Source organism: Corallococcus aberystwythensis (genome assembly GCF_003612165.1).
GTDB lineage: Bacteria > Myxococcota > Myxococcia > Myxococcales > Myxococcaceae > Corallococcus > Corallococcus aberystwythensis.
Genome location: NZ_RAWK01000292.1, coordinates 1 through 11,979 on the forward strand (window position 1 = coordinate 1; position 11,979 = coordinate 11,979).

Genomic DNA, 11,979 nt, shown 5'->3' on the forward strand with positions numbered 1-11,979 from the left:
GTCCCCCACCCCGCCCCCGGTCGCCGCACGCGCCCCGGTTCCTTCGCCGGCTCCCGTGGAGCCGCCGCGCAACGAAGTCGTCCAGCCCCTGCCGGACAAGACGAAGGGCGAAATCGACGCGGCGAAGGAGCGGTCCGAAGCGCTCAAGGCGGACCCGGAGCTGGAGAACGCCGTGGGCTTCACCCACTTCGACACCAGCGCGAGCCACGACAACCTCGTCACCGTCCTGTCCACGAAGGAAGACCTGCACCGGCTGGCGTCGCAGACGCTGGTGCGAATCAAGTGCCGCGAGGACGACAAGGCCTACCTGGGCGTCGTCGTCCAGGGGCCCTTCGCGGAACCCAACGCCGTTCCCGCGAACTCCACCATGGCCATTGGCGTGGTGACCCACGGCAAGAAGCTCACGTACACCTTCGAGTACCACGGCCGCGCGGAGGTGGAGATCCTCGGTGAAGAGGTCGCGGGCGTGCTCAAGCCGCACCGCTTCCGGCCCCGGCCGCAGAGCCCCGTCTACGTGCTCACCGAGGAAGAAAGCGCGAAGGTGCTGGGCGTCAGCGGGGAGATGAGCATCGGGGCCGTGGTGGGCTACGAGAACATGGAGGCGCGCATCAACGCCCGCGACAAGTCCGTGCTGCCCCGGCACACGGGCATCATCGGAACGACGGGCGGCGGCAAGTCCACCACGGTGGCCACGCTCATCCATCGCGCGCAGAGCGCGGGCATCGCCACCATCGTGTTCGACGTGGAGGGCGAATACACGCACGTGGACCAGCCCACCAACCACCACGCGATGGTCGAGACCCTCAAGCGCCGCGGTCAGCAGCCCGAGGGCGTGAAGGACCTGCACATCCATCACCTGGTCGGCCGCGAGAGCCGCAATCCGAGCCACAAGAACAAGCACGCCTTCTCGCTGAACTTCTCCAGCCTGTCGCCCTACGCGCTGGCGGAGATCCTGGACATGTCGGAGGCGCAGCAGGAGCGCTTCCTCAAGGCGTACGACGTCACGAAGCTGCTCTTGGAGGACTTCGAGGTCTATCCCGTCACGGAGCAGGAGCGGCGTGACGCGCTGGAGGTGGACGAGCTGTCCACGGGCTACCCGAAGATGACCATCCAGCACCTGCTGGACGTCGTGAGCGCCTACCTCTACAGCATGAGCGACGAGGGCAAGGCGGAGGGCAAGGCGCGTCCACGCCGCGCCGCGAGAGCGCGAGGAACGGTCTCGGAGGAGATCGAAGCCCTGGAGGAAGACGAGGGGCCTCCCGCGAACTCGCTGTCGCTCTACAGCATCTTCAAGAACGACCCCGGCAAGGTGATGCGGCGGGTGATGGCGCAGAGCAGCCGCAACGTCATCAGCTGGAAGGCGCTGGCCAGCAAGCTCCAGCGGCTGCGCCGGCTGAACATCTTCGACATGGGCGACACGGCAGGCGTGAAGTACGACGCCATGCTCTCACCGGGCCGGGTGTCGGTCATCGACCTGTCGGACACGGAGTCCCCCCAGCTCAACAACCTGGTCATCGCGGACATCCTGCGGGGCATCCAGGAGCGGCAGGAGGTCCGCTACGAGAAGGCCCACCGCGAGGGCAAGGACCCCACCCCGGTCCTCATCATCATCGAGGAGGCCCACGAGTTCCTGTCCGCCAGCCGCATCAAGCAGATGGAGACCCTCTTCCAGCAGGTCGCGCGCATCGCGAAGCGGGGCCGCAAGCGCTGGCTGGGGCTCGTCTTCGTCACGCAGCTTCCACAGCACCTGCCGTCCGAAGTGCTGGCGCTGCTCAACAACTTCATCATCCACAAGATCACGGACGGGGCCGTCATCAACCAGCTGAAGAAGAGCGTGGGCAGCATCGACGAGAGCCTGTGGAGCCGCGTGTCGAGGCTCGCACCCGGACAGGCCCTGATGTCGTTCAGCCACTTCACCCGGCCCCTGATGGTGGCCGTGGATCCCGCGCCCGTGCAGCGGCTGCTCGTCGACTGAGCCATCCAAAGACCCGGAACGGCGGGGGCAGGAGCGATATAGAGCAGCCGTCATGCTCTCCGCGCTCCTCGCCTCCGTCATCGTCGCCCAGGCTCCCGCGTCCCCGGCCTCCCGTGCCGCGGAGACGCTGGGCCTGGGCCCGGTCATCGACTCCGTCGTTCATCAGGGCGTGACCTACGCCGCGCTCGGGCGTGGAGGCATCGCCGTGCTCAAGGTGGACGGCACTGCGCCCCAGCTCGTGCGCATCGTCGAGGGAGGCCGGCGCTTCGTGCGGCTCGTCGTCGTGGGCCAGTCGCTCCTCGCCGTCGAGCAGCGCGAGGAGGCCCATGCGTTCTCCCTCGCCACGCCGGAACAGCCCCAGCCGGATTCGCTGGCCTCCGCGCTGGGCGCGACGCGTGACCTCCCTGTCGTCACCCAGGCGCCGCCTCCCACCCAGGCTCCGCCGCCCACGGCGGTCCCCTCCTCCACCCGGGTCACCGTCACCGCCGTGAGCGATGGCGACGTGACGCTCTCCGGTGGCGCGCGGGCGGGCCTGGGAGAAGGCACCCGCGTCCGCGTGCGCACGCAGGACTCCGGCGAGGTGGTGCTGAGGGTCATTGAATCCCGCGAGGACACCGCCATCGCCCGCCTGGGCCGGGGGGAGTCCGTGCGCGTGGGCGACACCGCCGTCGTCACCGACGCGCCCGCCACCGCGCGGCTCTTCTTCCCCGAGCCCGGCGTGCCGCGCCTGCGCTATGGCTTCCATGCCCGGCCCTTCCTCGCGCTGGATGCGAAGACGCGCGAGGGCAAGTCCGCTCGCGCGGGCGGTCTGCTGCTGGATGCGTTCATCGCGTGGCGGCCCGGGGACCTGCCCCTGGTGCTGAGCGCGCAGTTCGACCCCGTGGGCTTCGGTCTGGGCACCGGCCTGCGCCACACGCCGGGCTCCGCCTACCTCGCCGTGGCCTACTCCACCGACTTCCTCGAAGTGGGCATCGGCGCGGGCGGGCTGTTCGGACAGAAGTCCTGTTACGGCGAGCCCGCCTACGACCCCATCACCTACGAGCCCATCGAAGGCGAGACCGTGTGCGACTCCAACGCGGGGGTGTCCTTCCAGCAGGTGCTGCGGCTGGGGGCGCTCGACGGGTTCCACCTCGCGTGGAACTCCGCCATCCTCTCGCGCGACAACCAGTTCCGCTTCGGCTCCGGGCGCGGTGAAGTCCAGGTGCCCCTCACGCCCAGCCTCTCCCTCTTCGGCGCGGGCGGAGGCTCAGCCAGCGGATGGAACTTCGGTGAGCTGGGCGTGCGCAGCTTCCTCAAGGGCACCGGAGGCTCCGGCACCACCGTGCTCTCCGCGAGCCTGGGCATCGTGTCGCTCTCCGACGGCACCGGCGAGGCCCTCACCGGCCCCTCCATCGCCATCGGCATCGAGCGCCGACCCTGACGTCCGCGGCTTCAGTGACCGGAGGCCATCGACGCGGCGAACTCCTCCGGCACCATGGCGCCGGAGATGGGGAAGTCCTTGGGCGCCTTCTCCCACGCCTTCCCGGCCGCCGGGCGTGCAGCCGCTCGGGGGATGCGTCCCAGCCCCATGAGCGTCAGCGACAGCAGGCCCAGCCCCACGGCCCCCGCGGCCACCTCGCTGACGAGGCCCGCCCGGCGAAGGCCGCCCACTCCCAGGAGCGGGAGCGCGGCGATGGGCGTGGCCACCCACACCAACCACGTGCGCCAGTTCGCGCGAGCCTGTTGCCTCAGTGCGTCGAGTGAAGCCATCGGGACATCCTTCCGGACAGGAGGGTTGTCCAGGAGGATGGGGATGGACCGGGGTCCCATGAAGGCCCCCGCCTCATGCTCGCCTGCCCCCTCACGGGCGGGGCGGTGGTGCGGGGCGGCACGAAGGGACAGCGCCGGGCTCAGCCGCTCAAGGCCCGCACGCGCGCGGCGAGGTTCTGCGTGAAGAGCCGGTAGATGTGCAGCGAGGCCGCGTCGTGCGTGGCCAGGAAGTGCTGGAAGCTCTCGCGGGTGATGCGCAGCGCGCGCACCGCCGTCTTCGCGCGCACGTTCGCGGACACGGGGCCGTCCTGCACCAGGGAGATTTCCCCCAGGAACGAGCCCGGCCCCAGCGTGTTGAGCTGCCGCGCGTTCGGCTCGTTGCCGGAGAAGACGTCCACCGTGCCCTCCAGCAGCACGAACAGCCCCGTGCCGGGAACGCCCTTCTCCAGCAGCACCTGGCCCGGCGTGGCCGTCACGGGCCGCGCCAGCCGGTACAGGTCCTTCATGTCCTCCAGCGTCAGCTCGCCAAAGATGGGAATGGCCTTGAGGAAGCGGTAGCCGCTGGCCTCCGGCATGTTCGCGCCCGCGGCGAGCCGCGCGAGCAGCGCCTCCGCCTCCACGTCCAGGCCCATGCGCCGCAAGAGCCGCGCCTTCTCCGTCACCAGGACGGGATCCGCGCGCAGCAATTCGGAGCTGCTCAGCGCGTCCGCCAGCACCGCGAGCGCCCGGTGCGTGAAGCCGCCGGCGTCCAGCACCTTGCAGGTGCGCAGCACGGCCTCGACGTAGCGCGGGTCCTCCGCGAGCACGCCGCCCAGGGCCTCGGCCTCCGCATGCGCCTGTCCCAGCTCGTGGTAGAGGTCCGCGGCCTCGAAGGGGCGGCCCAGGCGGACGAGGCAGTGCGCCATGGACTCGCGAGCCCCCAGGCCCCGGTAGACCTCCAGCGCGCGCTCCAGCGCCCCGCCCCGCTCGAAGGCCGCCGCGGCGCGCTCCACCTCGCCCGCGCGCAGGTACGCCTCCGCGGCCGCCACGTGCTGACCGCCCTGGGCATACAGGTCCGCCACGGACACGTCATCGCCGCTGCCGTCCAGGAGCCGCGCCGCGCCCGTGAAGTCGCGCGCCCGGCGCAGCACGTCCACCAGCCAGTGGCGCTCCTTCACCGACCCCTGCGCGGCCTCCTTGCGAAGACGCTCGCGCTGCGCGGAGCCCAGCTCTTCATAGAGCTGCGCCGCGCGCTCCGGCTCGCCTTGAGCCGCCAGGGTCTGCACCACCTGGAGCGTGCTGCCTCGCACCGAGCCGCCCCGACCGTTGTCCGCCGTTTCGCCTGCCATGTCACACGTCCCTTCCCAGGCCCGCCCCGTCGGGGCGACGCGCCCGGTTCCGCAAGCGCCTGACTAAACAGGAACCCGGGCGTAAAGCCAGTCTCGACCGGCCCCCGTGGCCCTGGAGACACCGGGTCCGGTAGGGTCCCGGCATGGTTGTCTCCGTCCCGGCCGGGGTGTCACCGGACCGCCTCCCCGGGCCCTCGCGCCCCCGCTCCTGGTACCTGGTGGCCCCGTCCGCGGACCTGCGGCCCGGTCAGGCAATGGGCGTCCAGGTGGGTGCGCAGGAGGTGGTGGTCTTCCGGGGCCAGGAGGGCCGGGTCCACGCCCTGTCGGCGCACTGTCCCCACCTGGGGGCGCACCTGAAGCACGGCACCGTCCAGGGCGAGCTGCTGCGCTGCCCGCTCCACCACTGGAGCTTCGACGGAGGGGGCCGCTGCCGCGCCGCGCCAGGGCGAGGCGACGTGTCCGCCCTGCCGGGGCCCCGGGCGTGGCCGGTGGAGGAGCGCTTCGGCGGGGTGCTCGTGTTCAACGGCCCCGAGCCGCTCTTTCCCCCACCCGACCTGGAGGGTGGGGAGCACGTGTGGAACGTAGGGCCTCCGGTGACGGTGGGATGTCCCTGGCTGCCGCTCGCGGCGAACTCGTTCGACCTGGAGCACCTGCGCACGGTGCACCACCGGGAGCTGTGGGACACGCCGGCCTGGGAGACGCCGGACCCGTACACCCTGCGGCTGCGCTACACGTCGCGCGTCATCGGCACGGGCGCGAGCGACCGGCTGATGAAGGCGCTGTCGGGCAACCGCATCCGCGTGGAGCTCACGCTGCATGGCGGCACGCTGATGTCGGTGAAGAGCGACCTGGGCCGGGCGCGGGGGATGCTGCTCGCGAGCCTGACGCCGGTGGCGGCAGGGACGTCGGTGCGGCTCGCCGTGGCGGCGCGAAAGGGGCGGGTCCCGGGCGCGGCGGCGCTGGTGCTCGGGGTGTCGCGGTGGCTCTACACGTCGTTCCTGCGCCGGGACCTGTCGGTGCTGGACGGCATGCGCTTCAACGTCGCGACGGCGACAGCGGATCCGGTGATGCGGCAACTGCTGGACTTCGCCGTGGGACTGCCTGGGGATGGGGACGATGCGCGCCGATGACGCTCCGCCCATTCCCGCCACGCTCAACACAGCATTGCTCGTCGCGGCGATGGGCGCGGGGGCGCTGTGCCTGTGGACCGCGTCGCACGCGGAGGGGCTCTGGGTGCGGCTGGCGGCGGCCGGGGTGTTCTCCTACGTGAACAACACGGTGTTCTCGCTGTTGCATGAAGCGACGCACGGGGTGCTGCATCCGTCGCGGCGGCTCAACGACGGGTTGGGCCGGCTGGCGGCGGCGTTCTTCCCCACGTCATTCACGTTGCAGCGCGCATTCCACCTCACGCATCACCGGTACAACCGCACGGCGCGCGAGCAGTTCGACTACCTGCACCCGGGCGACCACCGCGTCCTCAAGTATGCGCAGTGGTACGTCATCCTGACCGGCGTCTACTGGCTGTTCGTGCCGCTGGGGGCGCTGGTGTTCGCGCTCGCGCCGGGCCTGCTGCGGAGGCTGCGAGGGCCGGGGACGCGCTACGGGGAGCAGACGGGCGCGGACGCGTACCTGGGGCGGCTGGAGGATGCACCGGGGACGGCCATCCGCCTGGAGGTGCTGGGGATGGTGGCGGTGCAGGCGGGGCTGGCCGCCGCGCTGGACCTGACGCTCGTGGGGTGGGCGCTCTGCTACGCGGCGTTCGCGGTGAACTGGAGCTCGCTCCAGTACGCGGACCACGCGTGGTCACCGCTGGACGTGCGTGAAGGCGCATGGGACCTGAAGGTCGCGGCGCCGGTGCGCTGGGTGTTCCTCAACTACCACTACCACCGGGCACACCACCGGCATCCGCAGGTGCCCTGGCTGTACCTGGGCCGCTACGTGGATGAAGGCGTGCCCCGTCCGTCCTTCCTGAGGGTCTGGCTGTCGATGTGGCGGGGGCCAAGGCCCTTTCCGGGGCAGACGAAGTGAGTGCGCCATCCGGGAAGGGAGCGCATGCGGAGGACGCGCTCTTCGGCTGGCCCGCGTGGGAGGAGCTGAAGCGCACGGGAGCGATGGCGTTCGGCTTCGCGCTGTTCTTCCTCGCGGTGTACGGCGGTGCGAGCTGGGTGACGGGCTTCTATCCCGGCGGCCTGCGCGTGGACCTGCCGTTCGAACAGCACATTCCGTTCATGCCCGGCTGGGCCGCCGTCTACGTCAGCATGGACGTGCTGTTGCTCCTGTCCCTGTTCATCTTCCGGAAGTGGAGGCAGATGCTCCCCTTCGCGCTGGCGCTGTGCGCGGAGACGGTGCTGGGCGCGCTCTGCTTCCTCGTCCTGCCGGTGGAGGTGGCGTGGCCGCCGCGAGCAGTCACCGGAAGTTGGACGTCCGTCTTCCAGGCAGCGGACACGATGAACCTGGAGCGCAACTACCTGCCGTCGCTCCACGTCGCCTTCGCGTGCACAGCGGCCCTGGCCTACCGCGAGCGTTCAGGGCCCGTCGCGAGCACCCTGTTCACGCTGTGGGCGCTGGCCATCGCGGCATCCACGCTGCTCATCCACGAGCACCACCTGGTGGACGTCATCGCGGGAGCGCTGCTCGCCTGGGGCACGTGGCGGGTCGTGGCGCCGCGGGTCCGGCGGGAGGCATTCCTCGAGGCGGTGCGAGTGGAAGCCCTCTGCGCACGGGAGCTGTACCGCTTCGCGCGCAGACACCCGCGTTACGGGCTCATCGCGCTCGCCCTGTACCAACAGTCGCTGGGACGCTGGAGCAAGGCGCGCAGGGCGCGGGTGGGGTTCTGTTTCCTTCAGCTGGTGGATGACGTGCTGGATGGAGACCGTCTCGTCGAAGGCGAACCGCTGGACGCCATTGACGCGCTCCTGCGCACGCTGGAGACGGGTGCGCCGGCCCCCAGGACGGAGTTCCACGACACCGCGGCTTCACTGGGCCGGGTGCTGCTCACGGAGCTGACCGGCCCGACGGCCAGAGAGCACGTGTTCGAACTGGTGCGCACAATGCGCCGGGACCGCGAGCGGGTGCGCGATGGACGCTGGTGGGACGCGGCAACGCTCCAGACGCAACTGGGGAACACGTTCCGGCTCTCCGTGGGCCTGATGCTGCACGTCGCGGATGCCGGGGTGCGAGCGGAGGAAGCCCCTTCCCTGCTCGCGGCATTGGGATGGTGCTCCGTCATGCGTGACCTGCGCGAAGACCTGGCCCAGGGCCTCTTCAACGTCCCCGCCAACGTCGCGGCGGAGGTGCGCGCGCAGGGCCATGCCCCGGAGGACTTCGACTCGCTGCTCGCGGCCGAAGCGGGACGAACCTGGGTGCGCGGCGAGTACCAGCGAGCCCGCGCCCTGCTGGACCGCTCCGCGAAGGAACTGGCCCTCCTGGAAGGCAGACCTGGCGTCAGGCTGCTGCGCCTCTTCCACGGGTCGGTGGAAGCCTTCTGGGCCCGGAAGCTGCCGCGTCGCATGCCCTTCCTGCGCGAGGCACCCGTGCTGGAAACCTCCTGAGTCTTCCGCTCACGGTCGCCTCACCTGCACGTGGGGTGAGGCCGCCATGGACGACGCGGTGCATGCGTTGACGCGAACCGGACGGAGGCATCTGCTTGAGGGCATGTCCGACTCCGCCCCTGCCACTTCCAGCGCGCGTCCGGTGGATGCCTCCGAACGGCTGCCCCTCCTGGACGTGCTGCGAGGCTTCGCGTTGTGGGGCGTCTTCGTGTCGAACAGCTTCGCCTGGTTCAGCGGCCGGGTGCTCATGCCGCGAGAGCAGGCCCAGGCATTGGCGGCGCCACCCTTCGAAGCAGCCGTCACGGCGCTCTACCACTTCTTCGTGAACCAGAAGTTCGTCACGCTGTTCGCCTTCCTCTTCGGGCTGGGATTTTCCATCCAGCTTCAGCGAGCGGAGCGGCGCGGAGCCTCCGTCGTCCCGGTGTACTCACGGCGGCTGCTGGTGCTGCTGGGCATTGGGGTGGTGCATCTCACCGCGCTCTGGGCGGGGGATGTGCTCTCCACGTACGCACTGCTGGGCTTCGCGCTGCTGTTCTTCCGGGACCGTTCGGACCGGACGCTGCTGGTATGGGTGGGCCTGTCGGTGGTGGTCGTCCCGCTGCTGGTGCCAGCCCTGCTGCACTTCGGTCCCATCCTGCTCCACGGCGCGCAGGCCGCGGCGGATGCCGCGAAGGCCACCGAGGCAATGGAAGCCCAGACACGAGGCCAGCTGCTGCTGGGGCTCCAGAGCGACTCGCTCTGGACGACGCAGGCAGCGAACGCGCACTTCCTCAACTACATGCTGCCGACGCTCAAGCGGCTGCTGTGGATGATCTTCATCCTGGGCCGCTTCCTGCTGGGGCTGCTCGCGGGGAGGCACCTGTTGCTCCAGGACGTGGAGCGGCACCGCGCCCTGCACCGGAAGCTGCTGGGCTGGGGCCTGGTGTTGGGCGTGCTGGGGAATGGCGCGGGGGTGGTGGTGCAGCACCTGCGCCTCGCCGGACTGCTGGACCCGTCAAAGGCGCACTGGATGTTCACGCTGTCCGCCATCCAGGAACTGGGCTACCTGGGCCTCGCCGCGTTCTACGTGGCCGCCTTCGCCCTGCTCTTCCAGAAGGAGCGCTGGCGCCGCTGGCTGGGCGTGCTGGCGCCGGTGGGGCGCATGGCGCTCACCAACTACCTGATGCAGACAGTGGTGAGCCTCTGCCTCTACGACGGCTGGGGGCTGGGGCTCATTGGGAAGCTGCCACCGTCACGCTGCGTGGCGCTCACGATGCTGGTGTTCGCGCTCCAGGTTCCATTCAGCCGCGCCTGGCTGTCGCGCTTCCGCTTCGGTCCGGCGGAGTGGTTGTGGCGCTCGCTCACCTACGGCCAGCGCCAGCCCATGCGTCTCGCGCTCAAGCCGTCGCCGGCCGGCGTCCCCGACGTCCGATGAAGAACCCCGCCCCGAGCGCGGCGACCGCGACCAGGGCGCCAAAGCCCAGGGCCGCGTTCTTCACCTTGGTGAGCAGGGGGTTGTCGAACACGTTGGTGGAGTAGTGGAACGCGGCGATGAGCCACCGGTCACCCTCCTTCACCAGCGTGCAGGTCCACCGTCCGTTGACGACAAGGTCCGTGCCGTCATTCAGGATGTAGTGGTCCAGCGATGAGCCATAGGCGACGCCCGAATCGCCATACAGCCGCGTGAGCGCATCCACGTCGAACTTCGCGGTGACCTTCTTCACGACGCTGTCGGGGCCACCCAGCATCTGCGCGTAGTAGGCGCGGATGGCGTCCTTCCCCACGCGCACATCGTTGTTCATGGTGGAGAACACGACGTCCGGGTGCAGGTGCGTCAGCAACCGGTCCAGGTCCTGCTTGTTGAGCGCGTCCTCCATGTCCTGCTTGATGGCGCGCAGCGCCTGATGCGTCGCCTCGTCGCCAGAAGCCACCGCGGCAGGAGCCACGGCATCCTGGGCCTCCGACACGAAGGGGACCGCGACGAACAGCAACGCCAGGAAACCTACGAACCGGGTGCGCACCATCGAAGCTCCGTGAAGGAAGGGGACGGTGCGCATCCTAAGGAGGTCGCCAGGAGTTCGTTGACAATTCCGGCGAGGAAGCGCGTTCGGGCGGAGGCGTCCGAGGTCCATCGACGCAAGCGTCCCCTCCGGAGAGGAGATGCGGAGCTTCATGGGTGAGCGAAGAGGCCAAAGGATCTGGCCGCTCACGAAGCAGGTTGCCCCCGGGAATGGACTCTTGATGAGTCCCAGGCGAGCAGTCCACCGGCCCGAGGGCAAGTGGGGGTGGCCTCTCTGCGCTGTGCAGCGGTGCGCCCCCCGTACACACCGCCCCGTCGGTTTGCCCACGGGAGCCAGCGAATGGAGGCGCGGGCTGGAGGCCACGCTCCGGAGTCAAAGCGTCCCAATCAGTCCGACAGTCGGACCGGTTGCCCGAGGCCGCCCCCGGCATGTCTCCCCCGGCGCACGCCCCACCAGGCTCGCGGGGAATGAGCTCTGGGGTGGCTGGAAGTCGCGGTGCCCCAATGTCTGGCTCCAAGGGGAGGACCTGCGCGGGAGGACAGCAGGCAGCCCCGAGTGCCTCGGAGCTCTCTGCTGACGACGAGGGGCAGCCCATGCCACAGCCCTCAACGCAGGGGTGTGCCACCACTGCATCAACCTGCCCAGTGGATGGTGCGGTAGCGCCGTGGACGCCCTCCTGACCGTAAGGAGCTTCGGGGGCCGCCTGCTCCCGAGGGGTAGGGGCAAATTGGTCGAGAACAAGCTCGTCGTACGTCTTCATCAGCGCCGGCAGTTGATGCTGAAGCGCCTGCACGTCGCGCGCATACAGCGCATCCAACGCGCAGATGACCCACTGGCGCATCGCATCTCCGCCCATGAAGGGCAGCAGCCGGTCCGCAATGCCCCGGAAGGCCCGCTGCAGTGACTGGATGAGGAGCACGTGCCCGGGACGTGAAGCCACCTGGGCAGAAAGCCGCAGCAACTCGAATTCCAGCTGCGCGCAGCGCTCCTTGGGGTGGTACCAGCGCGCCGCGTCCTGGAGCGCGTAGCAGGTGCTCTCCAGCGGCCCCAGGGCCACGGCGGAGGCATTCGCGCAGCAGTCGGAAAGCAGCTCCACCAGCACCTGCCGCTTGAGGCTGAAGAAGCCCTCCAGAAGGCGCCGGGACTCCCCGGAGCGCGTGTCATGCAGCGCCAGCCCCAGGTTCTCCAGCGTCAGGGACTCGTCCAGCGCCACCGCGCGCGCCTGACGCCCGGGACGCAACACCACCAGGCCCCTCGCCGCCAGCCGCCGCAAGGCCTCGCGCACCGTGCCCCGGCATACCCCATAGCGGCGCGCCATCATCCGCTCCGAGGCCAACCCCCCATTCCTCGGCAGCCTCCTCAGCGCAATGTCCCGC

At 70.1% G+C, this 11,979-nt stretch carries 10 protein-coding genes; 7 read left to right on the top strand and 3 right to left on the bottom strand.

What is annotated here, in order from left to right; all coding sequences use genetic code 11:
* The coding region (locus tag D7W81_RS34505; RefSeq protein ID WP_438503391.1) for an ATP-binding protein at positions 1–1,975 on the top strand (1,975 nt) is incomplete at its 5' end.
* Positions 1,976–2,027: 52 nt separating this feature from the next.
* Positions 2,028–3,395 (top strand): hypothetical protein, encoded by a 1,368-nt coding sequence (locus D7W81_RS34510; protein WP_120559643.1) that lies wholly within the window; start codon positions 2,028–2,030, stop codon positions 3,393–3,395.
* An 11-nt stretch (positions 3,396–3,406) separates the two neighbouring features.
* Here D7W81_RS34510 and D7W81_RS34515 read toward each other — a convergent pair whose 3' ends face one another.
* Both D7W81_RS34515 and D7W81_RS34520 read right to left on the bottom strand, forming a co-directional pair.
* Positions 3,407–3,724 (bottom strand): hypothetical protein, encoded by a 318-nt coding sequence (locus D7W81_RS34515; protein WP_147445724.1) that lies wholly within the window; start codon positions 3,722–3,724, stop codon positions 3,407–3,409.
* A gap of 140 nt (positions 3,725–3,864) precedes the next feature.
* Positions 3,865–5,052 carry a cyclic nucleotide-binding domain-containing protein gene (locus tag D7W81_RS34520; RefSeq protein WP_120559645.1) on the bottom strand — a complete coding sequence of 396 codons (1,188 nt, stop codon included), beginning with the start codon at positions 5,050–5,052 and terminating at the stop codon, positions 3,865–3,867.
* A gap of 143 nt (positions 5,053–5,195) precedes the next feature.
* On the opposite strand from D7W81_RS34520, the gene D7W81_RS34525 reads away from it, so the two are divergent.
* From D7W81_RS34525 to D7W81_RS34540, 4 genes are all read left to right on the top strand, one after another.
* Positions 5,196–6,182 carry a Rieske 2Fe-2S domain-containing protein gene (locus D7W81_RS34525; protein ID WP_120559646.1) on the top strand — a complete coding sequence of 329 codons (987 nt, stop codon included), beginning with the start codon at positions 5,196–5,198 and terminating at the stop codon, positions 6,180–6,182.
* Positions 6,169–7,080: a fatty acid desaturase gene (locus tag D7W81_RS34530; RefSeq protein ID WP_120559647.1), complete on the top strand. Its 912-nt coding sequence runs from the start codon at positions 6,169–6,171 to the stop codon at positions 7,078–7,080. Before D7W81_RS34525 ends, D7W81_RS34530 begins: the two co-directional genes overlap by 14 nt.
* On the top strand, positions 7,077–8,603 hold the full coding sequence (locus tag D7W81_RS34535; RefSeq protein WP_120559650.1) for a phosphatase PAP2 family protein: 1,527 nt from the start codon (positions 7,077–7,079) through the stop codon (positions 8,601–8,603). The genes D7W81_RS34530 and D7W81_RS34535 overlap by 4 nt, the downstream gene beginning before the upstream one ends.
* Before the next feature lie 103 nt (positions 8,604–8,706).
* Positions 8,707–10,017, top strand: a complete 1,311-nt coding sequence (locus D7W81_RS34540; protein WP_120559648.1) for a DUF418 domain-containing protein — start codon at positions 8,707–8,709, stop codon at positions 10,015–10,017.
* Here D7W81_RS34540 and D7W81_RS34545 read toward each other — a convergent pair.
* Positions 9,980–10,606 (bottom strand): SgcJ/EcaC family oxidoreductase, encoded by a 627-nt coding sequence (locus D7W81_RS34545; protein ID WP_120559651.1) that lies wholly within the window; start codon positions 10,604–10,606, stop codon positions 9,980–9,982. The genes D7W81_RS34540 and D7W81_RS34545 overlap by 38 nt on opposite strands.
* A gap of 724 nt (positions 10,607–11,330) precedes the next feature.
* On the opposite strand from D7W81_RS34545, the gene D7W81_RS43820 reads away from it, so the two are divergent.
* Positions 11,331–11,507, top strand: a complete 177-nt coding sequence (locus tag D7W81_RS43820) for a hypothetical protein (RefSeq protein WP_244227621.1) — start codon at positions 11,331–11,333, stop codon at positions 11,505–11,507.
* Positions 11,508–11,979: the final 472 nt, after the last annotated feature.

Excerpts from the sequence above, each read along its gene's own strand:
- D7W81_RS34510 (WP_120559643.1), top strand. The coding sequence starts at position 2,028 with ATGCTCTCCGCGCTCCTCGCCTCCGTCATCGTCGCCCAGGCTCCCGCG.
- D7W81_RS34515 (WP_147445724.1), bottom strand. The coding sequence starts at position 3,724 with ATGGCTTCACTCGACGCACTGAGGCAACAGGCTCGCGCGAACTGGCGC.
- D7W81_RS34520 (WP_120559645.1), bottom strand. The coding sequence starts at position 5,052 with ATGGCAGGCGAAACGGCGGACAACGGTCGGGGCGGCTCGGTGCGAGGC.
- D7W81_RS34525 (WP_120559646.1), top strand. The coding sequence starts at position 5,196 with ATGGTTGTCTCCGTCCCGGCCGGGGTGTCACCGGACCGCCTCCCCGGG.
- D7W81_RS34530 (WP_120559647.1), top strand. The coding sequence starts at position 6,169 with ATGCGCGCCGATGACGCTCCGCCCATTCCCGCCACGCTCAACACAGCA.
- D7W81_RS34540 (WP_120559648.1), top strand. The coding sequence starts at position 8,707 with ATGTCCGACTCCGCCCCTGCCACTTCCAGCGCGCGTCCGGTGGATGCC.
- D7W81_RS34545 (WP_120559651.1), bottom strand. The coding sequence starts at position 10,606 with ATGGTGCGCACCCGGTTCGTAGGTTTCCTGGCGTTGCTGTTCGTCGCG.